The following is a 22074-nucleotide window of genomic DNA, read 5'->3' as shown; positions in this document are numbered from 1 at the left end:
AGTTGACGCCTTACCGCTCGGTCAGTTTCAACTCGATCCGTCGGTTTTGCGCGCGGGCTTCGGGGGTGTCGGCTGGATTGACGGGCTGGAACTCACCAAACCCGTTGGCTGCCAGACGGTTCGGCGGGATGCCCAGCGCATCGACCATGTAGCGCACGACCGACAAGGCGCGACCCTGGCTCAGTTCCCAATTGTCGCGATACCGCCCGGACCCGGCCAGGGGCACATTGTCGGTATGGCCATCGACCCGGATCACCCAATTCAGGCCCTCGGGGATTTCGGCGGCAACGGTGCGCAGGATCGCGGCGACCTTTGCGACCTCCTGCCGGCCTTCGGCGGACAATTCTGCTGAACCTGTGTCAAACAGCACCTCGGATGAGAACACGAACCGGTCGCCCTCGATCCGGACACCTTCCTGATCGCCCAGAACATCGCGCAACCTGCCGAAAAACTCGGACCGATAGCGTTGCAGGTCCTCGGCCTGTGCAGTCAGTTCCTGATTCTGCCCGGCCAGAGCCTCGGCCTCGGCTTCAAGCCGCTGACGTTCGGCCTCTTCCAACAAGCGGCGGCGGCGCTCTTCGGAGGCGGCCCGCGCAAGCGCTGCGTTCAGGTCCTGGCCCAAGGTCTGAATCTGGATGTCGGCGGCAGCATTGCGTTCTTCATAGTCATCCAGCAACGCCTGTAGGGACCCCAACTGCCCCCGCAGGGCCGCAATCTGCTGGTTCAGCAAAGCGGCCTCGCGCTGAGCCTTCGCCGAAATCGCCTGCTCTGCAGAGAGTGTTTCACGCGCGACATCCAATAGCGCCGCGCGCTGTTCCGCCAGCGTTCTTTGCGCATTGGCATCGGTTTCCGCCTGTGTCCGCGCATCCAGGGCAGCCTGCAACTGGGCTTGCAGGTCTTCGTTGTTCAATTCACCGAACTGGCGCTCCAACTCGGCACGGGCCGCTTGCGCGGCGGCCAACAAGGTAAGCGTGTCCTCGGCCTCCTTCCGCTGCGCCTCAAGCGCCAAAGTCATCGCGGTCAGTTCGGCATCGGCATCCTGCAAGCGGTTGCGCAGGTTTTCCGCTGCGGCGGCTTCAGCAAGCCGTGCGGCCTCTTCATCGCTAAGCTGCTCCTGCAATTCCGCGATCTGCGCCGCGCGCTCCTCGCCGCTTTGTTCCAGATCGGCCACCAGTGCTTCCAGCGCCTCGCGCCGGGCAGCGGCAAGGCGAGCGGCCTCGGCCTGCGCGTCGATTTCCGCGCGGCTTTGGGCCAATGCCTGATCCAACGCGTCCCGTTCGCCCAACAGGTCCGCGCGCTGTGTTTCCAAGGCGGCAATGTCGTCCTGCGCGCGCGCCTGATCGGCAAGCAACGTTGCGACCTGAGCCTCAAAATCCGTAATGCGGGTCTGCGCCTGCGCCAGATCGTCCTCGGCCTGCGTCAGGGTGGCGTTCAAGGCCCCCAGCCGGGCCTGCAAGCGGCTGTTTTCACGCTCTTCCAACCCCAGCGCACCGGCCAGCGCCGCGACCTCGTCCGACAGGGCGGTCAGTTCATCCTCCTGCCCGGAAATCGTCTCGCGCAGCACGAACTGCACCACCATGAAGATGGTCAGCACAAAGGTCAGCACCATCAGCAGGCCCGTCATCGCATCCACGAATCCGGGCCAGACCGAGCCCTGGAACCGTTGACCGGTGCGACGGGACAGGGCCATGGGTTACTCTCCTTCGGGCGTCGTACGCACGGCGCCGCGTGGCAGGGTCATGGCCTTGACCAACAACTCGATGTCCTTGCGGAATTCGTTCATGCTTTCCTGACGGCCAGCCGAAATCTCTTCGAGGATGCGCAGCAGTTGGACGTCCATGGATCGCAGGCGCATCCGGCTTTCAGCGTCGATGCCGTCGCCTGCGCCGTGATCGCGCATGTGATCCAGCAAGGCGTCCTGCCCCAAGGCCACACGTTCCAGCGCGGCTGTAATGCCTTCGTTATCCGCCTGACGCTGGTTCATTTGCCCGATGGCATCGACCAGCTGCCCCAGCTTGTTCGACACGTCAGCCCGGTCGGTTTCCTGCGCCACGAACAAGGTTTGCAAGGCGTCCATCTGTTCGGACATCGCATCCAGAACCGGGGTCAGTACAGCAATCTCTGCCCCGCCTTCCTCGCCCGAGGCAAAACCGACGCGGGTGATCGAGGATAACCATTCCTCAAGCTCGCGGTAAAACCGGTTCTGGCCGTGGCCCGCAAACACCTCTAGCAAGCCCACGATCAGCGACCCGGCCAGACCTAAAAGCGACGAGCCAAAGGCCACGCCCATGCCCTGCAACTGCGCCTCAAGCCCGGTCATCAGGCGGTTGAAAACAGCAAGACCTTCCTCACCTTCTTGCGGGTTCAGGCTGCGGATGGTGTCGACGATGGCGGGGACCGTGGTGGCGAGGCCAAAGAACGTGCCCAGCAGGCCCAGATAGATCAGGACGTTGGTGATATAGCGCGTGATCTCACGTTCTTCTTCCACCCGCTCGGCCACCGAATCCAGAATCGACCGGGTCGAGGTCGAACTGATCTGCGACCGCGCACCCCGTTCCCGCAGCAGCGAGGCCAGCGGGGCCAGCAATTGCGGGGTTCGGGCATCTTCGCGGACAACACCGCCCACAAACGCCTCAATCCAGCGGACCGAGCCGATCAGTTGTGTGACCTGATAGAAACAGGCGAACACACCGATGATGAACACCATCAGAATGAAGCCGTTCAGATACGGGTTGGCGAAGAACACCGGCAGCACGTAGGGCAGCGCCAGAAAAACCCCCAGCCCGGACAGACCGATTGCGATCAACATCATCACGATCTGTCGAATGGGATGCGAGAAATGGGGTCTCGCGCCCTGATGTGCCTGCGCCATGCGCGTGGTTCCCGGTCTTTATCTGCTCTGGCCCGAATCTAGCGAAAATCCGCTGGTGACGCCAAGGGTTTATGCGGTGATACTGCGCACCCGTTGCGACAACCACTCAAGATCGGGGTCATGCAGCCCGATCTCGGCCAGATGTTCGGCAGTGTTGTACAGATACTCGGTGTTCGGACCGCGCCCGCCAACCGCATGGGCGATGATCTGGGCCTGTTCTTCCAGCGGGATGCCCCCGCAATACTGCACGTGGCCTTCGTCAATCACATAGGTCACGGCAGTGACGATGTCGCCATTGTCCAGATGCACGTCCAGCATCCGTTCCACGTAAGCGGATGAGATCAGCTCACGCTCGCGCAATTCGTGCAGGGTGCGGTCCTCATGCCCGGCCTCAACGGCCAGCGCCAGCCCCTTGCAGTGGGCATCGGGTTGCTCGTCCAATGCCAGAACAAGGCCGGGTTTCTCTTCGGTGCCGCGATGGTGGATCGAGCTCATGCAGAAGGACCGCGCATATCCTTGCAGCGTCGCAAGCTCGCTTCGGGCCACGGGGAAGCCGGGGTTCCACAGCAGCGATCCATATCCGAAAACCCACATTGTCATTGCACTGGTCCTTGCCTGTTTCGACCTATAAACATCAATTCCGAGGCAGGAAAAAGGGCCGAAGCTCATGCGCCGTCTGATACGAGTGTTCATTTTTGCAGCCATCGCATGGAGCGCCTATTGGTTCATCGCCGGATATGGCCTGCGCAACGCGATCACAGGCTGGTTTGACGCCCAGCAATCCCGCGGGTGGCAGGCCGAGTTTTCGGATGTCGAAACAGCGGGATTTCCTGCGCATCACATCACGCGGCTGAACAGCCCGGCCCTGGCCGATCCTGCCACCGGAACCGCGTGGAGCGCGGACTGGATCGAATTCCAAAGCCCCGCGATCTGGCCGGGGCGGCAGATTCTGCGCTTTGCCGACACACCCCAGCGCCTGTCCTATTTCGACCAGACCGCAACCATTGAGGCGCAGGAGCTTCAGGCCCAGTTACAACTGCAACCCGGTGTCGCGCTGGTGCTTGAGAAGATGGCGCTGACCGCCGGGCCCTGGCTGATCTCGGAAGACGGCGAGGCGCTGGCCGGCGGCGACACCCTTGGCCTTGTGATGGAGCAGACGGCGACCCCCGAAGCCTATGCAATCACGGCGCAGATCGAAGGGTTCGCCCCGGGGGACGATCTGCGGGCTCTGATGCAGTCCGCCACCTCGCTGCCGCAGCGGTTCGAAACGCTGGAACTGGACATGGTAACCACATTCGACAAGCCGTGGGACCGGACCGCGCTGGAAGAAAGCCGCCCTCAGCCCGTGGCCATTGACCTGAACCTGGCCGAGATCAAATGGGGAGAGCTTCGGTTATTTGCCGCAGGTGAGCTGGACGTGGATGCCCAAGGCATTCCAACCGGCGAAATCGCCATCAAGGCCGAGAACTGGCGCGACATGATTGCGATGGCAAACGCGGCGGGGGCCCTGCCCGATCAGGCGGTCGATCCGGTCACCCGTGCGCTCAACTTTCTGGCGGGGCTGGGCGGCAACCCGAATGCGCTGGATCTGCAACTGAATTTCCGCGACGGGTTTGTGGCGCTGGGGCCCCTGCCCTTGGGCCCGGCCCCACGCCTGATCCTGCGTTAACGGCAGAAGGGACCACGGCGATAGCGCGCCGTGTCCAGATGGAAGTGATCACGGTGGTACCGGTCAGAATTCGGCCCCAGAACCGTTCCAAAAGGCCCGCACGCCCCGCGCCAGACCTTTTTAAGTTGTTTCTGCGAAGGGTTCTTGCGCCAGCCATCATAGACGGTGACAACCTCACCATCCGCCATAACGAAACCCGAAATGTCGATGGCGCGGCCTTTGCCATGTTCAGAGATACGCGCGCCTTTGCGATTGTTCCGCGTCCGGCAGGCATAATGGGCAGCGACCTGCAACTGCACCACCGGTCCGCGCCGCTTGAACGTGGGCTTGACCGATTTATCCACCCACTTGTTCAACGCAATCGCCGTTCCGCAATCCATCGTTGATGGACGGCTGAGCGCAACGCCCGACACCGAGGTAATCTGCACCGCATCCTTGATCCCGCAGGCACTGACCTTGCTGCTCACGCGCCCGACGGGTTTGCCCTGAATCGCAATATCCCCACAAACCGAGCCTTTGCGCAGCTTACGTCGCTTGAACAGAATGGCTTGCTCCAGCGACTCGGGCCGCAGGTAAGGCATCAGGGATGTATCCGGGCCCAGCAACGGCAAATCCGACGGGCGCGCGGCGGCTGCAGTAACCTGCGGTGACACGGGGCGCAATTCGGGGCGCATTTTGGGGATGCTCAGCGGGGTTGCCGCGCGGCTGGAGGCCGCGACCAATTCGACGCTGTTCGAAGTGCTATTGGGACGCGCAACGGGAAACAATGACTGTTCCGGGGGCTTTGCCTGCGCGGCAACGGCCCAAAGCGCCGCCATACAGAACAGGATATGCCCCCGGACACGTGTCACGAATTGACCTTTCCCCGGCCAAAGTCCGGCGCGTCCGTGTCCTGACCCGCATCGATAATCCCGCGCCGGATCGCACGTGTGCGGGTGAAATAGTCGAACAGATGATCCCCGTCCCCGGTGCGGATGGCGCGTTGCAGGGCAAACAGTTCCTCGGTGAAGCGCCCAAGGATTTCCAGCGTTGCATCCTTGTTGGTTAGAAAAACATCACGCCACATGGTCGGGTCGGATGCGGCAATCCGGGTGAAATCCCGGAAACCCGCCGCCGAGTATTTGATAACCTCACTATCCGTCACCCGACGCAGATCATCTGCCACACCCACCATCGTATAAGCGATCAGATGTGGCGCATGGGACGTCACGGCCAGCACCAGATCGTGGTGATCAGCGTCCATCTCATCAACGTTGGACCCCATGCCTTCCCATAAGGCCCGCAAACGCGCGATGGCATCGGGGTCCGAGCCCTCGACCGGCACCAGCAAGCACCAACGGTTGTCGTAAAGCTCCGCAAACCCCGCTTCCGGGCCGGAATGCTCGGTCCCGGCCAGCGGGTGGGCGGGGATGAAATGCACGCCTTCGGGAATATGCGGCGACACCGCCTGAATGACGTGGCGCTTGACGGAGCCCACATCCGTCACCGTCGCGCCCGGCTTCAGAACCGGCGCGATATCTTGGGCAACTGCGCCCATAGCCCCAACCGGAACACACAGCACGACCAGATCGGCCCCTTCGACCGCCTCTTGCGCGGTGTCACACACGCGGTCGCACAACCCGATCCGGCGGGCCGTTTCCCGCGTGGCCTCCGAGCGCGCATAGCCCGTCACCTCACCCGCAAGCCCGGCGCGTTTGATCGCCCAGAACATGGATGAGGCGATCAGGCCCAGCCCGATCAGCGCCACACGGTCGTATATCTGGCTCATGCAGCGCCCCCTTTAAACGCAGTGACGGCTGCAACCACGCGGCGGCAGGCCTCTTCATCGCCGACGGTGATCCGCAGCGCGTTGGGCAGGTTGTAGCCTGCAACGCGGCGCACAATCAAACCCTGCGTTTTGAGATAGTCGTCACATGCCTCGGCCTCGGCTTGATCCGCAAAGCGCGCAAGTATGAAATTGGTGCAGGACGGGTCCGAGGGTACGCCGACCTTGGCCAGTTCATCTGCCAGCCAAACCCGAAGCCGCGCGTTCTCGGTCTGGCAGAAGGACAGGAATTCAACATCGTTCACCGCCGCCTTTGCCGCAGCCAGAGCCGTCAGCGACAGGTTGAAGGGCTGGCGCACCCGGTTCAGCACATCGATGATCGGCTGATGGGCATAGCCCCAACCCACGCGCATGCCGCCCAGACCGTACACCTTTGAAAAGGTCCGGGTCATAATCACATTCTCATGGGCGTCCACCAGCCCGGCGCCGCCATCGAACCCATCGACAAACTCGGCATAGGCCCCATCGATAACCATCAGGCAGGTTTCGGGCAGTGCGCTGGCCAGACGGTCCAGCTCGGCCTCGGGGATCATGGTCGAGGTCGGATTGCCCGGGTTGGTCACAAAGACGATCCGCGTCTGCCCGGTCACTGCGGCCAGAATGCTATCGACATCCACATGGCGGTCGCGCTCAGCCACCATAACCGGTGTGGCCCCGGCCATACGCGCAATGATCGGGTACATCGAGAATCCATGTTCGGTATAGATCACCTCATCCCCCGGCCCCGCATAGGCCTGAGCGATGAATTGCAGCACCTCGTCACTGCCAACACCGCAAATGATCCGCGCCGGGTCCAGCCCGTGCCGCGCGCCAATAGCAAAGCGCAGACTGGCATGATCGGTGCTGGGATAACGATGCAAGGTCGCGGCGCTATCGCGCACAGCTTCAATCGCCTTGGGGCTGGGTCCAAACGGGTTCTCATTGGAACTCAGCTTGATCACATGCTCGACCCCCGCCACATGCGACTGGCCGCCCTGATATAGCGCGATGTCCATGATGCCGGGTTGCGGGGTGATCTTGGTCATTGAGAGGCTCCGTTGATTGGAGCCTCTCATACCTGTCTCAAGAGGTTGAGAAAAGCGGCAATTCCCTCATGCGGCTTTGAAGCGCGCGGTTGCCGGGTCGGCGTTGTAATAGGGCGCAAATTCCGCAGTCCGGCGGGATAGGTCATTGACACTGTCGATGATGAACTGAACCGTTTCCTCGCTCATCAGATACGAGAAGTTCAGCCGCACCCAACCGGGTTTTTTCATTTCCTCACCCGCAGACAGCGCCGCGTGCAATTCGTCTGACGTCGCCCGGTCGATGCCCAGCAGACGATGCGCATAGGGCCCCGCGCAGGCACAGCCGCCACGGGCCTGAATGCCGTAAATGTCGCTCAGCATACGCGTGAACAGCTGCTGGTGCACCAGCTGCCCCGTATTATCCCGCACAAGGAACGAGTAGATCGGTAGACGATGCGCCGCGCCTGTCCCAAGCAAAGTCAGGTTTGGATTGTCCTGCCAGCCGTCTAGGGCCATGCGGTTATACAGCGCCTCGCGCCGCGCGATTTCATCGGTTCCCACCACATCCTTGACGATAAAGGCCAGCGCAGCACGGATGTCGCCGATCACGTTCGGCGTTCCGGCCTCTTCTCGCGTGGCAAGATCGGCGCTGTAGTCATGCCGCCAGGGTGAAACGAAACTGACCGTCCCGCCACCAGGCCAGCTGGGGCTGGTGCGCTGTACCGCCTGCCCGTTCACGATCAACACGCCCGACGCGCCCGGCCCACCCGGAAACTTGTGCGGCGAGGCCACGATCGCATCCTTGCGCGCATCCTCTGGCCCCATATCCATGGGCAGATACGGCCCGCCACCGGCATAATCCCACACCGCCAACGCCCCATGGCGCTTCAGCACCCGCGTGACCGGATCGGGATCCGTGATAATCCCCGTCACATTGGATGCCGCTGAAAACGACCCGATCACAAGATCCGCATCCGCATGGCGCAGCAAAGCGCCTTCCAGCGCACCCATATCAACCCCGCCATCCGCGGCTTCGGGAATCTCAACCACCAATGCCTTGCTTTCACGCCACGGCAGGATGTTCGAGTGATGCTCATACGGCCCGATGAAAACAACCGGCCGGTCTGCCTCCTCCACTCCCAAAAGGCTGACCAGCCGGTTCAAACCCGCAGTGGCTCCGGACCCGGCAAAGATCACCGCGTCGTCTCCCCTCGCACCAACAATGCGGGCAATTTCAGCGCGCGCTTCCTGGCGAAGCCGCGTCATGTAAGACCCACAGAAAGAGGCCTCGGTATGGCTGTTGGCATAGAACGGCAGAACATGCTCGGCCACAAAATCCTCAACCTGCCGCAATGCGCGGCCCGAGGCGACGTAATCCGCATAAACCAGCGATACGTCCCCGTGCAGACCCGGGATCAGAACGTTCTCTCCGATCAGCCCATCGCGCAGCTTGGAATTGCGAGTGGTGGATTGGATTTCTGCGCGAAACTTGGACAAGGTCATTACACCGGCTCCTTACTGTGATACCAATGTGATTGAGCAAAAGCGAGTAAACTTCACCAATCTTTGCATGGAAAACGCAAACTTTGTGTCATATGATCAGATATGACCGCAAAATTAGATCAAATTGACATGCGTATTCTGCAAGCGCTGCAAAAAGACGCCACCCTGTCCCAGCGAGAACTCGCAGATCAGGTCGGCCTCTCGCAAAACGCCTGCTGGCGGCGGCTGAAGGCGCTGAACGAAGACGGTGTTCTTCTGGGTTCCACCGCCCGGATCGCGCGCGAGAAACTGGGGCTCGACCTGGTGGTATTCGTCATGCTGCGCACGCGCCACCATTCGGCGGACTGGCTACAAGCCTTTCGCCGCCATGTGCTCACCATCCCCGAAGTGGTGGATTTTCACCGCATCGGCGGCGACTACGATTATCAGCTCAAAGTCGTCACTCAGGACATGGCATCCTACGACAAGGTCTACCAACGCCTGATTGAGAAGGTCGAGCTGGACAGCGTAACCTCATATTTCGCCATGGAGGCCATTGCCGAAGCCCGCCCCCTGCCACTCTGATCCGCCCTTCATCTGGCCAGAAATATCCCGGGGGAGTCGCGCAGCGACGGGGGCAGAGCCCCCTTCAAACAAAAAAGACCGCGCCAGATGGCGCGGCCCTTCGAATTTCGAATGTCAGCGAAGATCAGTTCTTCGCGTAGAATTCAACAACCAGGTTCGGTTCCATGACAACCGGATAGGGCACATCACCCAGACCCGGCGCGCGCACGAAGGTCGCGGTCATTTTCGAATGGTCGGCGTCGATGTAGTCAGGCACATCGCGCTCGGCCAAAGCAGCCGCTTCCAGAACAACGGCCAGTTGCTTGGATTTGTCGCGCACTTCGATCACATCGCCTTCCTTGACGCGGTAGCTGGGGATGTTGACCCGCTTGCCGTTCACTTTGACATGGCCGTGGTTCACGAACTGACGCGCGGCAAACACGGTCGGCACGAACTTGGCACGGTAGACAACAGCGTCCAGACGGCGCTCCAGCAGGCCGATCAGGTTTTCACCGGTGTCGCCTTTGACACGCTCGGCTTCGGCGTAGATGCGGCGGAACTGCTTCTCGGTCAGGTCGCCATAGTAGCCTTTCAGCTTCTGCTTGGCGCGCAGCTGCAGACCAAAGTCCGACAGTTTGCCCTTGCGGCGCTGGCCGTGCTGGCCGGGGCCGTATTCACGACGGTTGACCGGGGATTTCGGACGACCCCAGATGTTTTCGCCCATCCGGCGGTCGATTTTGTACTTGGCAGACGTGCGTTTGGTCACGGCTGATCTCCTTTACTGTGGCATATCGGCTTGATCCGAAAACCGGTTCCCATTTCTCGGGCCGAAATAGCGTCTCCGCTCGGACCGGGCAGTTCCAGTTCAGACCAGGCGTGGTGCCGGGTTATAAAGGGCGTTGTCCTCTTGAGGTTTCCCCCATGACAGGCATCCCCTTGCGGGGGCCACCAACACCAATGAAGCCGCGCTTATATCTGCAGATCAGTCAGAGTCAATAAGCTATTCGGCAAGAAATTCCCGGGAAAAGGGCGCAATTCGAATGGCCGCAGGTCGCTAAGCCTGGATTGCTACCGCGCTTAGGTCTTCCGCGTCACAGCGTGCAGTGGAAAGGTAACGACGGTTGCGTCCTGAGGTGGCTCGACAAACGCCTGACCGCCAAAATCCAAAACGTCGCAGATCCAGAATGACTGATCGCGCGGTGGGCATCCGTCCGAGAACACAAAGGTCGGGTCAATCTCGCCGTCCTGAACAACCAGATCCGCGCTGAACCGTTGCGCGCCATTGGTCAGAACGACCGAGCCAAAAACCTCACCGGAGATTTCCCGAACAATCGCAAATCGGTCACTGGTCCGAGAGGATACAGCGCCAACACTGCCCGCCCGTTCAACTTCCTGCTCGGCACCATCGCTCAGCAGAACAGCCTGCCCGCGCCAGGACCACGCAGCCCCAACGACCAAAAAAGCCAGAGGCGCCGCCTCAAGCTCGTCAAGCTCTGTCTGTTTCCACGATATGGCTATACGACCGCTTTGCCCTGGTCTCATCTGCCCGCTCAAACCTTTCAACATCCCACCACTTACTCACACGTCCATATCAACCCTGAATTCGGCGAAAAAGAGACCGAATTCAAGCAATCCGAAGATTGTTGCAAAACTGATTCAAATGGGCACCGATCAGTCCGCTACCCTTCACTGTTACAACCGGGTGTCAGACGTCAAATAACAGATAAGTTACCCGCACTTAGAGTGGCCGCAGCTGCGACAGGTCATGCAGCCTTCGATCATGACCATATCGAACTGCCCACAGGATGGGCACGCTTTGCCCCGCGGGGCGTCCATGTTCACCACCTGCGCCTGCGGGTCGGATTTCAGGCCCATCCCCTCGCCTTCCAGAAAGCCGATGCTGATCATGTGCTGTTCGATCACACCGCCGATCGCCGCCAGGATCGAGGGGATATACTTGCCCTTGACCCAGGCACCGCCGCGCGGGTCGAACACCGCCTTCAGTTCCTCGACCACAAAGGACACGTCTCCGCCACGCCGGAACACGGCCGAGATCATTCGGGTCAAGGCCAGCGTCCAGGCGTAATGCTCCATGTTCTTCGAGTTGATGAACACCTCGAACGGGCGGCGGCGGCCTCCGATGACGATATCGTTGATCGTCAGGTAGATGGCGTGTTCGCTGTCGGGCCATTTCAGCTTGTAGGTCGACCCCTCAAGAGCTTGCGGGCGATCCAGCGGTTCGGACATATACACGACCTCGCCACCATCGACCTCATGCGGCGCATCAGCGCTTTCGCCCGGAGCCTTGTCGTCGCTTTCCGATACCGTCAGGACCGAGCCCGTCACGTCGTTGGGGCGATAGGTGGTGCAACCCTTACAGCCCTGATCCCAGGCCTGCATATAGACATCCTTGAACGCGTCAAAGCTGATGTCTTCGGGGCAGTTGATCGTCTTCGAAATCGAACTGTCGATCCATTTCTGCGCTGCCGCCTGCATCTTGACGTGATCAGACGGGCTCAAAGTCTGCGCGTTGACGAAGTAGTCCGGCAGATCCGCGTCGCCGAACTTGTCGCGCCACATCTGCACGGCGTAATCCACGACCTCTTCTTCGGTGCGCGAGCCGTCCTTCTGCAACACTTTGCGCGTATAGGCATAGGCAAAGACCGGCTCGATCCCCGAAGATACGTTCCCGGCATAAAGCGATATGGTCCCCGTCGGCGCAATCGAGGTCAGCAAAGCGTTGCGGATACCATGTTCGCGGATCGCATCGCGCACGTCGTCGTCCATCTGCTGCATCGTGCCGCTGGCCAGATATTTCTCGGCATCGAACAGCGGGAACGCCCCTTTCTCCTTTGCCAAGTCCACCGACGCCAGATATGCGGCGCGGGCAATCGCGTGCAACCAGCGCTCGGTCTGACGCGCCGCCTCGTCGGACCCATAGCGCAGGCCCAGCATTAGCAGCGCATCGGCCAGACCGGTCACACCCAGCCCGATCCGGCGCTTGGCCTGTGCCTCGGCCGCCTGTTCGGGCAGCGGGAATTTCGAGGCATCCACCACGTTGTCCATCATCCGAACGGCAGTGGCGACCAGCTCCTGCATCGCGGCCTCGTCCAGATGCGCGGCATCTTCGAACGGCTCGGCCACCAGACGTGCCAGGTTGATCGAACCCAGCAGGCAGGCGCCATAAGGCGGCAGAGGTTGCTCTCCGCATGGGTTCGTCGCTGCGATGGTTTCAACATAGCTGAGGTTGTTGGCCTTGTTGATCCGGTCGATGAAAATCACACCCGGCTCGGCATAGTCATAGGTCGCCTGCATGATCTTGTTCCACAGATCGCGGGCCTGAACGGTGTGATAGACTTTGTCGCCGAACACCAGCTCCCACGGGCCGTCGGCCTTGACGGCCTCCATGAAGGCATCGGTCACCAGCACGGACATGTTGAACATGCGCAGGCGGGCCGGGTCGGATTTGGCTGTGATGAACTGTTCGATATCCGGGTGATCGCAGCGCATGGTCGCCATCATCGCCCCGCGACGCGAGCCTGCGGACATGATCGTCCGGCACATCGCGTCCCACACATCCATGAATGACAGCGGGCCAGAGGCATCCGCCGCCACCCCATGCACATCCGCGCCACGCGGGCGGATGGTTGAGAAATCGTAGCCGATGCCCCCGCCCTGTTGCATCGTCAGCGCCGCCTCTTTCAGCATGTCGAAAATACCGCCCATGCTGTCCGGTACGGTGCCCATGACGAAACAGTTGAACAATGTCACCTGACGCGCTGTGCCTGCGCCTGCGGTAATGCGCCCGGCGGGCAGGTATTTGAAATCCTCCAGCGCCGCAAAGAACTTATCCTCCCAATGCGCCGAGTCAGCCTCAACCCGCGCCAGGTCGCGGGCGATGCGCCGCCAGCTGTCCTCGACCGTCTGGTCGATGGGCGTGCCATCCGCCTGTTTGAAACGGTATTTCATGTCCCAGATCTGCTCGGCGATGGGGGCGGCAAAGCGGCTCATTGGTGATTCCCTGTTCTGAAAGAGGTATCCAGACTACCCCAATACACACACCTGCCACAACACCTTGATGACACCGGCCAGCGAGCTACAATATAAAGATGGGCCTCGGGACGACTCTGTGGGAAAGCTGTGGATAACTACCTAAACCTCATAAAACTCTCGGTCGGCTCGGAAAGCGTCGAGACCCTGCAAGCGTGGCAGGACAGTCGCAAGCCTCTGTATGAGGACGGCTGCCCGCGCCATGTCACCCGCATGTGGCCCAAACGCGAGGCCGAGATTCTGAATGGCGGGTCAATCTATTGGGTGATCAAGGGCGTCATCCAGTGCCGTCAGCGAATACTGCGTCTGGACGAGGTCCGCGGCGACGACGGCATCCGCCGTTGCGCCATCGTGCTGGACCCCGAGGTACACCGCACCCAGACCGCCCTGAAACGCCCGTTTCAAGGCTGGCGTTACCTCAAGCCCGAGGACACCCCTGCCGACCTGCCGCAAACCCGCGAACAGGACGACGCCCTGCCCGACGATCTGAACCGCGCTCTGGCGGAAATCGGGGTGTTGTAATCAGCCCAGTCGGTCCAGCAATTCGGTCAGAACCGCTTTCTCAGCTACGCCATATTTCGCCACCCGGCTGCGCCATAGGGTCGCCTGTGACTGCAACACAAGCCCGTCCGCCAGGATTTTCAGGTGATTGGCCCGCAGGGTTTCGCCGCTGGAGGTAATGTCCGCAATCGCCTCGGCGGTTTCATTCATCACCGTGCCCTCGGTCGCGCCCTGACTGTCGACAAGCGTATAATCGGCCACGCCTGCATCGGTCAGGAACTCCCGCACCAGCCGGTGATATTTGGTGGCAATCCGCAGCCGGTGCCCGTGGGTCTTGCGGAAGGCCGCCGCTGCCGCATCCAGATCGTCCAGCGTGTCCACATCGACCCAGCAGGCAGGAGTTGCGATGATCAGATCGGCCTTGCCGAACCCAAGCCGCGAGACTTCTTCGACCTGCTGTTCCCAGCGTGGCAGTTTTTCCTGCACCAGATCGATGCCGGTAACGCCCAGATGGATCCGCCCCGCCGCCAGTTCACGCGGGATTTCACCGGCGGACAGCAGGATCAGGGAAACACCGTCGATGCCTTCGACCTTGCCCGCATATTCCCGGTCCGAGCCGCTGCGCGACAGGGTGATGCCGCGCTTTTCGAACCACGAAAAGGTCTTGTCCATCAACCGGCCCTTCGAGGGCACGCCCAGTTTCAGGCTCATTGTGCGTCCTCCTCAACCTCAAGCATCAGGTCCGGGCGCAGCACGCCGCCCACGGCGGGGATTTCCGCGCCATTGCCCAATTGCCGCGTCAGCGCGTCATAGCGCCCGCCGGTGGCGATCGGTGGCAGGTCCGGGCGACCTTCGGCATAGAAACCAAAGACAAACCCATCGTAATATTCCATCGACGTGCGGCCATAGGCGGCCTCGAAATCCAGCCGTTCCACATCGACGCCACGCGCCTGAAGCGAGGCCACCCGCGCCTCGAGCCGGTCCAGCGCCGGGGTGATCTGCGGCAGGTCAACTGCCACGTCACGCAGCTGCTCCAACGCAAAAGGCATGGTTTCGCGCACGTTCAGCAGCGTTTCCAGCCCGACCAGCTCATTGTCGGAAATCGGCGGCGTGTCACGATCCTCGCGCAGCGCAGCGATCCGCGCCTCGATCTCGGAGGCGCGGCGTTTGCCGATCATGGGCACGTCGATGGCCAGAGGGTCGGCAGCCTGCAACAGCGTATCCCGCCCTTCGGGGCCAGATTTACGCCCGGCGAACCGGTCCAGCAGAGTACGGAACCGGCGCGGTCGCCACAGATGCCGCATCAGCGCATCCTTGCGCCTATCGGTCGCACGCAGGCCCCGCACGGCGGCTGTCAGGATACCGATATCCCCGGTGGCCGCACGCAGGGGCAGCCCGCGCAATTGCAGCGCAAACAGCGAGAACACCTCGGCATCCGCCCCGGCGGGGTCATTGCGGTCAAAAACCTCATACCCCACCTGAATGTACTCGTTGGACCGGTCAGGGTCGTGTTCCTGCCGCCGAAACACCTCGCCGGAATAGGTATAACGCGCGGGCTCGGCCCCATCGTTCATATGCATCTGCACCACGGGCAGAGTGAAATCCGGGCGCAACATCTGTTCGCCGCGCAGCGCGTCCGAGGTGACATAGGCACGGGCCCGGATGTCTTCGCCGTATAGGTCCAGCAGCGTGTCCGCCGGTTGCAGCAGCGGCGTATCCACCACCTGCGCCCCGGCGGCCTCGAACCGCACCCGCATCATCGCGGCGCGGGCCTGTATCTGGGAACGGTTGGGCATGGGTCAGTCCTGACTGTCCAGAATTTCGCGGACCTTGGCGACCAGATCGCCGCGCGGTACTTCGAACTGGCTGGGGCGTTCTTTCCATTCCTCCAGCGTGGCGCTTTCGGCGATCCTTGCGCCAAGGATCAGGTCCTTGATCTGGACAATCCCATTGGCCTTTTCGTCACCGCCCTCGATCACCGCAATCGGAGAATTCCGCTTGTCCGCATATTTCAACTGATTGCCAAAGTTCTTGGGGTTGCCCAGATAAACCTCGGCCCGGATGCCCGCATTGCGCAGTTCGGCCACCATCGCCTGATAGTCGGCCATGCGGTCACGGTCCATCACGGTGACGACCACCGGGCCGGTGGCCTGCGCGGCGATGCGGCCCTTTTCGCGCAGGGCGGCCAGCAGGCGATCAACGCCGATGGACACGCCGGTTGCGGGAACCTCCTGCCCGGTGAAGCGCTTGACCAGATCGTCGTAACGCCCACCGCCCGAGACCGAGCCGAACTGCCGCTTGCGGCCTTTCTCGTCGAAAATCTCAAAGGTCAGTTCGGCCTCATAAACCGGCCCGGTGTAGTAACCCAGTCCACGCACAACCGAGGGATCGATCATGATCCGGTCAGCAGAATAACCCTGCGCGTCCAACAAGTCTGAAATTTGCTCTAGTTCATAGACACCTTGCTTCCCGGTTTGTGAGTTAGCGACAATTGATTTGAGGTACTTAATCGCGAACTGGTTTCGGATAGCGCTTTCTTTAGCGTCTCGCCCGATGAGTTGGATCATAGTAGGATCGTTCGCGTGCAACGCGCCCGATAGAGGCATGTGATCCACACCCTGCTTCGCCAAGATTTTCCTGACATCCTTTATCTCTTTTTTAATATTGGAGTCAGCGCTTACAAAGCTCATTACAATATCAACTTGCTCGGGAGACAAGTTGGCACCCTTCGTAAAGTCCCCTGAACTATCTTGGCGGCCCGATCCGAGAAGTGCACGTACTCCCTCCTCTCCAAACCGATCGAGCTTGTCTATTGCTCGAAGAACGATACCCCTTTCTTCCGAATACCGTTCAGGTTCGGCAGAATCCAAGATTCCCGCAATCTCCATGACACCGTTCAGAACCTTGCGGTTATTCACCCGCACCAGATAGTCGCCGCGCGGGATGCCGACGGTTTCCAGCGTATCCGACAGCATCGCGCAGATCTCGGCATCCGCGGCCATCGAGGCCGTGCCGACCGTATCCGCATCACATTGATAAAACTGACGATAGCGCCCCGGCCCGGGCTTTTCGTTCCGCCAGACCGGACCCATCGCATAGCGGCGATAGGGCGTGGGCAGATCATTGCGGTGCTGCGCATAGACGCGGGCCAGAGGCGCGGTCAGGTCATAGCGCAGGGCCATCCAGTCGCCCTTATCGTTTTCGTCCACTTCCTGCCATGCAAAGACGCCTTCATTCGGGCGGTCCACGTCGGGCAGGAACTTGCCCAGCGCCTCGACGGTCTCAACCGCGCTGCTTTCCAAGGCGTCGAACCCGTACCGATGATAGACATCCGCAATAGCCCGCAGCATCTCGGTGCGCTGCGTGACTTCCTGGCCGAAATAGTCGCGGAACCCTTTCGGCGTGATGGCCTTGGGGCGGGGCTGTTTCTTGGGCTTGGCCATGTGGGGCGTCCTTGGGCGTTTAGTGTTCCGCGCGCGGTCTATCCCATGGCCCGCATCGGGGCAAGGCGCGCTTTGGCTGGCCTTGGCCCCAAAGGCCCGCTATGACCGTCGCGGAAGGAGCCCGCAATGCAGCATTTGGAAGAACAGATCGCCCATCTGACCCGCACGGTGGAAGAACTGAACACGATCGTCACCGCGCAACAGGACGAAATCGACCGCCTGACCCGCCGAGTCGCGATGCTGTATCAACGCGAGGCCGAACGGGCGCAGGAAGGATCAGGCGGCATCGTCTATGGCGACGAACGCCCGCCGCATTACTGAGGGATCACAACCCCAGCGTGGATTTCACCGCGTTATCGACCACACCACCCAGAAGGGCATTCTTGTCCGCCGCGCAGCCCTCGGACAGCGCCGCGATGAAGGCTTCACGCAACTGGGCCTTGTCCTCGTCAGTGGTCACGTGATCTTCGATATTGATCTGACGATTATAGAGCGACAGGGCCGTCATCTTTTCGACCACGGCCACAACAAAGGCTTCGTCGCCATCTGCCTCTTCAGCAATCGAAGCGCAGGTGTAGTGCATCACCGGCAAGGCGTCCTGCACCATCTGCTCTGCTGCGTCGTCAGCGAACGCGCCACCCGGCAGTGACAGGCAAAGCCCGGCAGCAGCGATTTTGGACAGGGTCATACGCATCACGTTCATTTCCAGTTATGTCCGATAATCGCACCGGCCACGCCGCCGATTGCTGCGCCCTTGCCGTCGCCGATCAAAGCGCCGACACCCGCACCGATCAATGCGCCTTCGATTGTCTTTTTCTTCTTTTTGTCATCCGCAAAACCCGCAGTCGCCACCGAAAGCGAGATCGCCCCGGCCAACATCAGCGCCTTGGACCCAATTCCTGAAAGTGCCAAACCAATGCCCTCCTGTTTCACAGGTCAATGAGAGTATGGGTTCAGCTTAGCTAGGCAAAAAGGCTGTGGCAACAAATCCGAGGGTCAGACCTCTTCGACCGACAGAACGCCATCCAGCGATTTGATCGCACCCTTGATCTGCGGGTTGATCGGAAACTCCTGCCCCAGGTCCATCTCAACGTCGCCGGGCAGGGTCGGATCCATCAAGCACACCTGTATCGGCCCCCTGGATGCCCCCTTGGCGACGCTCGCCGCGTCCGCCAGCACCGTGGCGACGGTGGACAGGACCTGCGGTTGCTCCACAAAAATACGCAGACCGGTTGACCCGGCCTCGGCAACAACCGAATCCGCTGGACCAACCGAGCGGCCCAGCAGTTTCAGTTGATCGGCCTCCATGGTTGCCTCAGCCGTCAGCACCACCTGCGCTCCGGTTTCCAGAAACTCGCGGCATTTCTCCAACGTGTCCGAGAACAGCGTGACCTCATAAGCCCCCGTCGGGTCCGAGAGCTGGGCAAAGGCAAAGCGGTTGCCGCGCGCGGATTTCCGTTCCTGCCGCCCGGCCACGACACCGGCCATTTTGGCGATCAACGGGCCAGAACGGGCCTTTTCCGTCACCTCATCCAGCGTCAGCACCTGTTTGCGTTTCAGCGCGGGCATATAGTCGTCCAGCGGGTGGCCGGACAGGTAAAAGCCGATGGCCTTGAACTCTTCGCTTAGCCGTTCGGCAGGCAGCCAGTCGGGTGTGGGCGACAGGCGGGGTTCGGGCAGATCGTCCCCTGCCTCGCCAAACAGCGACACCTGGTTCGAGTTCTTCTGTTCATGGATCGCCGCAGAATACTGCACCAACGGATCGAGGCTTTCGAACACCCGGCGGCGGTTCTTGTCGAGCTGATCAAAGGCCCCGGCCCGCGCCATCATTTCCAGCGGGCGCTTGCCGACCTTCTTCAGGTCAACACGGCGGGCAAAGTCGAACAGGTTGACGAAGGGTTTGTCGGCATTTTCGTCCTGCGCGCCTGCGGCGCGACGCCCCTCGACCACCAGATTCATCGCCTCGACGCCCACGTTTTTCAACGCGCCCAGCGCATAGACCAGATGCCCTTCGACCACATCAAACGTCGCCAGCGAGCGGTTCACGCAGGGCGGCACATAGGGCAGTTCCAACCCCTTACGCACCTCTTCGAAATAAACAGCCAGCTTGTCAGTCAGGTGGATATCGCAGTTCATGACGCCCGCCATGAACTCGACCGGATGGTTCGCCTTCAGCCAACCGGTCTGATAGCTGACCACCGCATAGGCCGCGGCGTGGGACTTGTTGAAGCCGTAGTTGGCGAATTTCTCGAGCAGGTCGAAAACCTCGGACGCCTTCTTGGCGTCCACCCCATTCTCACCGGCACCCTTTTCAAACTTGGGCCGCTCGGCATCCATCGCCTCTTTGATCTTTTTACCCATCGCGCGGCGCAGCAGGTCGGCCCCGCCAAGGCTGTACCCCGCCATCACCTGAGCGATCTGCATCACCTGTTCCTGATAAACGATGATGCCCTGCGTTTCTTCAAGGATATGGTCGATCAGAGGGTGAACGGATTCGATTTTCCGCAGCCCGTTTTTGACCTCGCAATAGGTCGGGATATTCTCCATCGGGCCGGGACGATAGAGCGCCACCAGCGCCACGATATCCTCGATACAGGTGGGTTTCATACGCTTGAGCGCATCCATCATCCCGGTGGATTCCACCTGGAACACCGCCACCGTCTTGGCCGCTGAATAAAGCTTGTATGTCGCCTCATCATCCAGCGGGATGGCATTGATCTGGTTCTCGGCCCCGTCGGCGGGTTCATAAAGCTCCGTGCCATCCGCCGCCACATGCAAGGGCCGCCCGGATTTGAAGATCAGATCCATCGCGTTCTGGATCACCGTCAGCGTTTTCAGGCCCAGAAAGTCGAACTTTACCAACCCGGCCTGTTCCACCCATTTCATGTTGAACTGGGTCGCCGGCATGTCCGAGCGCGGATCCTGATACAGCGGCACCAGCGCATCCAGAGGCCGGTCGCCGATCACAACCCCAGCGGCGTGGGTCGAGGCATTTCGCAGCAACCCCTCGACCTGCTGGCCATAGTTCAGCAGACGGTCCACAACCTCTTCGTTGCGTGCCTCTTCGCGCAGGCGCGGTTCGTCTTTCAGCGCCTTTTCGATGGAGACAGGTTTGACGCCTTCAACCGGGATCATCTTGGACAGGCGATCCACCTGCCCATAAGGCATCTGCAGCACCCGCCCGATATCGCGCACTGCGGCCTTGGACAGCAAAGCACCAAAGGTGATGATCTGCCCCACCTTGTCGCGCCCGTATTTCTGCTGCACGTAACGGATCACCTCTTCGCGGCGGTCCATGCAAAAGTCGATGTCGAAGTCGGGCATCGACACCCGCTCGGGGTTCAAAAACCGTTCAAACAGCAGCGAATAGCGCAGCGGATCAAGGTCGGTGATCGTCAGCGCATAGGCCACCAGCGAGCCCGCGCCCGAGCCCCGCCCCGGCCCCACCGGAATGTCGTGATCCTTGGCCCATTGGATAAAGTCCGCAACGATCAGGAAGTAACCGGGAAAGCCCATGCCTTCGATGATACCCAGCTCGAAATCCAGCCGCTCCTGATATTCGTCGGGCGTCACCGCATGGGGGATCACGGCCAGACGTTTCTGCAATCCTTCATTGGCGATGCGGCGCAGTTCGGCGACCTCATCATCAGCAAATTTCGGCAGGATGGGATCGCGACGATAGGCCATAAAGGCGCAACGCCGCGCGATCTCGACCGTGTTTTCTATCGCCTCGGGCAGATCAGCGAACAGCGTCACCATCTCCTGCTGCGACTTGAAATAGTGCTGCGCGGTCAGACGGCGGCGGCCCTCTTGCTGATCGACATAGGCCCCTTCCGAAATACAGATCAGCGCATCATGCGCCTCATACATATCCGAGGTCGGGAAATAGACGTCATTGGTGGCAACCAGCGGCAGGTTCTTGGCATAGGCCATCTCGACATGGCCCCGCTCGGTCAGACGCTCGGCCTCGGGCTGGCCACCTTCACCGGGATGACGCTGCAACTCGATATACAGCCGATCCGGGAACATCCCCGCCAGCCGGTCTACCAGAGCCTCAGCCGCCGGGCGCTGCCCCTGCTGCAACAGCATTCCCACCGGTCCGTCCGGCCCGCCGGACAGGCAGATCAGACCGTCCGACCGTTCCGCCAACTCGTCCAGCGTGACCTGCGGCAACTGCCCGCCCTTGTCCACATAAAGGCAGGAACTCAGTTTCATCAGGTTCTCATACCCCACCTCGGACTGCGCCAGCAGCACCAGCGGCGCGGGCGCTTTGGGCTTTTCACCGGGCTGCGCCTGCACATAGGTCAGATCGACCTGACACCCCATGATCGGCTGCACCCCGGCCCCGCTGGCGGTGACGGAAAACTCCAGCGCCGAGAACATCGAATTGGTGTCGGTCACCGCAACGGCGGGCATCTCGGCCTTCTCACAAAGCGCGGGCAGCTTTTTCAGCCGCACGGCGCCTTCCAGCAGGGAATATTCGGTGTGAACGCGGAGGTGAATGAATCGTGGGGAACTGCTCATGACCCCTACGCTATCCCAGCCAGAGGCGCGGCAAAAGCGGGAACCGACGCTTTGGGATGCCTAAAAAATCGGCGCTGATTATTCGTCTTTTTCAGAAGGTGCTTCGGGGGCCGCGGCTAGGCCGCTGCAAAAAACGCTTT

General features: G+C 61.0%; 20 protein-coding genes. 4 read left to right on the top strand and 16 right to left on the bottom strand.

All coding sequences use genetic code 11. The annotated features are described in order from the left end of the window. Window positions 1-10: 10 nt before the first annotated feature. From ACR0MO_RS14860 to ACR0MO_RS14850, 3 genes are all read right to left on the bottom strand, one after another. Window positions 11-1690 (bottom strand): peptidoglycan -binding protein, encoded by a 1680-nt coding sequence (locus ACR0MO_RS14860; RefSeq protein ID WP_170452712.1) that lies wholly within the window; start codon window positions 1688-1690, stop codon window positions 11-13. 3 nt (window positions 1691-1693) lie between these two features. Continuing rightward, a complete protein-coding gene (locus ACR0MO_RS14855) occupies window positions 1694-2872 on the bottom strand; it encodes a biopolymer transporter ExbB (RefSeq protein WP_170452715.1) in 1179 nt (392 codons plus the stop codon). A gap of 69 nt (window positions 2873-2941) precedes the next feature. Next, window positions 2942-3472, bottom strand: a complete 531-nt coding sequence (locus ACR0MO_RS14850) for a gamma-glutamylcyclotransferase (RefSeq protein WP_170622830.1) — start codon at window positions 3470-3472, stop codon at window positions 2942-2944. Window positions 3473-3539: 67 nt separating this feature from the next. On the opposite strand from ACR0MO_RS14850, the gene ACR0MO_RS14845 reads away from it, so the two are divergent. After that, window positions 3540-4541, top strand: coding sequence for a DUF2125 domain-containing protein (locus ACR0MO_RS14845; RefSeq protein WP_170452719.1), 1002 nt, complete (start codon window positions 3540-3542; stop codon window positions 4539-4541). Here ACR0MO_RS14845 and ACR0MO_RS14840 read toward each other — a convergent pair. The 4 genes from ACR0MO_RS14840 to ACR0MO_RS14825 form a co-directional block, all read right to left on the bottom strand. Continuing rightward, entirely contained in the window at window positions 4538-5359 is an 822-nt protein-coding gene (locus tag ACR0MO_RS14840; protein ID WP_170453147.1) for an extensin family protein, read from the bottom strand. The genes ACR0MO_RS14845 and ACR0MO_RS14840 overlap by 4 nt on opposite strands. 29 nt (window positions 5360-5388) lie before the next feature. Beyond that, window positions 5389-6309: a prephenate/arogenate dehydrogenase family protein gene (locus ACR0MO_RS14835; RefSeq protein WP_480892062.1), complete on the bottom strand. Its 921-nt coding sequence runs from the start codon at window positions 6307-6309 to the stop codon at window positions 5389-5391. Further along, a complete protein-coding gene (gene hisC / locus ACR0MO_RS14830) occupies window positions 6306-7391 on the bottom strand; it encodes a histidinol-phosphate transaminase (RefSeq protein WP_170452723.1) in 1086 nt (361 codons plus the stop codon). The genes ACR0MO_RS14835 and hisC overlap by 4 nt, the downstream gene beginning before the upstream one ends. A 66-nt stretch (window positions 7392-7457) precedes the next feature. Continuing rightward, the gene (locus tag ACR0MO_RS14825; RefSeq protein WP_170452725.1) at window positions 7458-8873 is read right to left on the bottom strand and encodes an aminotransferase class V-fold PLP-dependent enzyme; all 1416 of its coding nucleotides are present in this window, start codon (window positions 8871-8873) and stop codon (window positions 7458-7460) included. Between the two features lie 102 nt (window positions 8874-8975). Between ACR0MO_RS14825 and ACR0MO_RS14820 the strand changes: the two genes are divergently transcribed. Then, on the top strand, window positions 8976-9437 hold the full coding sequence (locus ACR0MO_RS14820; RefSeq protein ID WP_170452727.1) for an Lrp/AsnC family transcriptional regulator: 462 nt from the start codon (window positions 8976-8978) through the stop codon (window positions 9435-9437). 124 nt (window positions 9438-9561) lie between these two features. On the opposite strand, the gene rpsD is transcribed toward ACR0MO_RS14820, so the two are convergent. The 3 genes from rpsD to ACR0MO_RS14805 all read right to left on the bottom strand — a co-directional run bounded on the left by rpsD (window position 9562) and on the right by ACR0MO_RS14805 (window position 13427). Further along, on the bottom strand, window positions 9562-10182 hold the full coding sequence (rpsD, locus tag ACR0MO_RS14815) for a 30S ribosomal protein S4 (RefSeq protein WP_039537647.1): 621 nt from the start codon (window positions 10180-10182) through the stop codon (window positions 9562-9564). Between the two features lie 311 nt (window positions 10183-10493). Further along, window positions 10494-10958 (bottom strand): hypothetical protein, encoded by a 465-nt coding sequence (locus ACR0MO_RS14810; RefSeq protein ID WP_480892059.1) that lies wholly within the window; start codon window positions 10956-10958, stop codon window positions 10494-10496. Between the two features lie 186 nt (window positions 10959-11144). Then, window positions 11145-13427, bottom strand: a complete 2283-nt coding sequence (locus ACR0MO_RS14805) for an adenosylcobalamin-dependent ribonucleoside-diphosphate reductase (RefSeq protein ID WP_480707733.1) — start codon at window positions 13425-13427, stop codon at window positions 11145-11147. 129 nt (window positions 13428-13556) lie between these two features. On the opposite strand from ACR0MO_RS14805, the gene ACR0MO_RS14800 reads away from it, so the two are divergent. After that, a complete protein-coding gene (locus tag ACR0MO_RS14800; RefSeq protein ID WP_480892056.1) occupies window positions 13557-13988 on the top strand; it encodes a DUF1489 family protein in 432 nt (143 codons plus the stop codon). Here the strand turns inward: ACR0MO_RS14800 and hisG are convergent, their stop codons facing one another. Genes hisG through hisS form a run of 3 tightly spaced genes read right to left on the bottom strand, consistent with a single transcriptional unit; the run spans window position 13989 to window position 17410 of the window. Next, window positions 13989-14678, bottom strand: coding sequence for an ATP phosphoribosyltransferase (hisG, locus tag ACR0MO_RS14795; protein ID WP_480892053.1), 690 nt, complete (start codon window positions 14676-14678; stop codon window positions 13989-13991). Continuing rightward, complete coding sequence (locus ACR0MO_RS14790; RefSeq protein ID WP_480892051.1) at window positions 14675-15763, bottom strand: ATP phosphoribosyltransferase regulatory subunit; 1089 nt, start codon at window positions 15761-15763, stop codon at window positions 14675-14677. Before ACR0MO_RS14790 ends, hisG begins: the two co-directional genes overlap by 4 nt. Before the next feature lie 3 nt (window positions 15764-15766). After that, window positions 15767-17410, bottom strand: coding sequence for a histidine--tRNA ligase (hisS, locus tag ACR0MO_RS14785; protein ID WP_480892048.1), 1644 nt, complete (start codon window positions 17408-17410; stop codon window positions 15767-15769). A gap of 126 nt (window positions 17411-17536) precedes the next feature. On the opposite strand from hisS, the gene ACR0MO_RS14780 reads away from it, so the two are divergent. Beyond that, window positions 17537-17731 carry a SlyX family protein gene (locus tag ACR0MO_RS14780; RefSeq protein WP_170452743.1) on the top strand — a complete coding sequence of 65 codons (195 nt, stop codon included), beginning with the start codon at window positions 17537-17539 and terminating at the stop codon, window positions 17729-17731. Between the two features lie 4 nt (window positions 17732-17735). Here the strand turns inward: ACR0MO_RS14780 and ACR0MO_RS14775 are convergent, their stop codons facing one another. From ACR0MO_RS14775 to dnaE, 3 genes are all read right to left on the bottom strand, one after another. Then, the gene (locus tag ACR0MO_RS14775) at window positions 17736-18104 is read right to left on the bottom strand and encodes a hypothetical protein (protein ID WP_480892146.1); all 369 of its coding nucleotides are present in this window, start codon (window positions 18102-18104) and stop codon (window positions 17736-17738) included. A 5-nt stretch (window positions 18105-18109) separates the two neighbouring features. Then, a complete protein-coding gene (locus tag ACR0MO_RS14770) occupies window positions 18110-18322 on the bottom strand; it encodes a YMGG-like glycine zipper-containing protein (RefSeq protein ID WP_480582689.1) in 213 nt (70 codons plus the stop codon). Window positions 18323-18406: 84 nt separating this feature from the next. Then, window positions 18407-21934, bottom strand: a complete 3528-nt coding sequence (gene dnaE, locus ACR0MO_RS14765) for a DNA polymerase III subunit alpha (protein WP_480892047.1) — start codon at window positions 21932-21934, stop codon at window positions 18407-18409. Window positions 21935-22074: the final 140 nt, after the last annotated feature.

This window comes from Ruegeria sp. K5, assembly GCF_056531805.1.
This window is presented reverse-complemented; position numbering and strand designations above follow the sequence as displayed.

Excerpts from the sequence above, each read along its gene's own strand:
- ACR0MO_RS14860 (WP_170452712.1), bottom strand. The coding sequence starts at position 1,690 with ATGGCCCTGTCCCGTCGCACCGGTCAACGGTTCCAGGGCTCGGTCTGG.
- ACR0MO_RS14855 (WP_170452715.1), bottom strand. The coding sequence starts at position 2,872 with ATGGCGCAGGCACATCAGGGCGCGAGACCCCATTTCTCGCATCCCATT.
- ACR0MO_RS14850 (WP_170622830.1), bottom strand. The coding sequence starts at position 3,472 with ATGACAATGTGGGTTTTCGGATATGGATCGCTGCTGTGGAACCCCGGC.
- ACR0MO_RS14845 (WP_170452719.1), top strand. The coding sequence starts at position 3,540 with ATGCGCCGTCTGATACGAGTGTTCATTTTTGCAGCCATCGCATGGAGC.
- ACR0MO_RS14840 (WP_170453147.1), bottom strand. The coding sequence starts at position 5,359 with ATGGCGGCGCTTTGGGCCGTTGCCGCGCAGGCAAAGCCCCCGGAACAG.
- ACR0MO_RS14835 (WP_480892062.1), bottom strand. The coding sequence starts at position 6,309 with ATGAGCCAGATATACGACCGTGTGGCGCTGATCGGGCTGGGCCTGATC.
- hisC (WP_170452723.1), bottom strand. The coding sequence starts at position 7,391 with ATGACCAAGATCACCCCGCAACCCGGCATCATGGACATCGCGCTATAT.
- ACR0MO_RS14825 (WP_170452725.1), bottom strand. The coding sequence starts at position 8,873 with ATGACCTTGTCCAAGTTTCGCGCAGAAATCCAATCCACCACTCGCAAT.
- ACR0MO_RS14820 (WP_170452727.1), top strand. The coding sequence starts at position 8,976 with ATGACCGCAAAATTAGATCAAATTGACATGCGTATTCTGCAAGCGCTG.
- ACR0MO_RS14810 (WP_480892059.1), bottom strand. The coding sequence starts at position 10,958 with ATGAGACCAGGGCAAAGCGGTCGTATAGCCATATCGTGGAAACAGACA.
- ACR0MO_RS14805 (WP_480707733.1), bottom strand. The coding sequence starts at position 13,427 with ATGAGCCGCTTTGCCGCCCCCATCGCCGAGCAGATCTGGGACATGAAA.
- hisG (WP_480892053.1), bottom strand. The coding sequence starts at position 14,678 with ATGAGCCTGAAACTGGGCGTGCCCTCGAAGGGCCGGTTGATGGACAAG.
- ACR0MO_RS14790 (WP_480892051.1), bottom strand. The coding sequence starts at position 15,763 with ATGCCCAACCGTTCCCAGATACAGGCCCGCGCCGCGATGATGCGGGTG.
- hisS (WP_480892048.1), bottom strand. The coding sequence starts at position 17,410 with ATGGCCAAGCCCAAGAAACAGCCCCGCCCCAAGGCCATCACGCCGAAA.
- ACR0MO_RS14780 (WP_170452743.1), top strand. The coding sequence starts at position 17,537 with ATGCAGCATTTGGAAGAACAGATCGCCCATCTGACCCGCACGGTGGAA.
- ACR0MO_RS14775 (WP_480892146.1), bottom strand. The coding sequence starts at position 18,104 with ATGCGTATGACCCTGTCCAAAATCGCTGCTGCCGGGCTTTGCCTGTCA.
- dnaE (WP_480892047.1), bottom strand. The coding sequence starts at position 21,934 with ATGAGCAGTTCCCCACGATTCATTCACCTCCGCGTTCACACCGAATAT.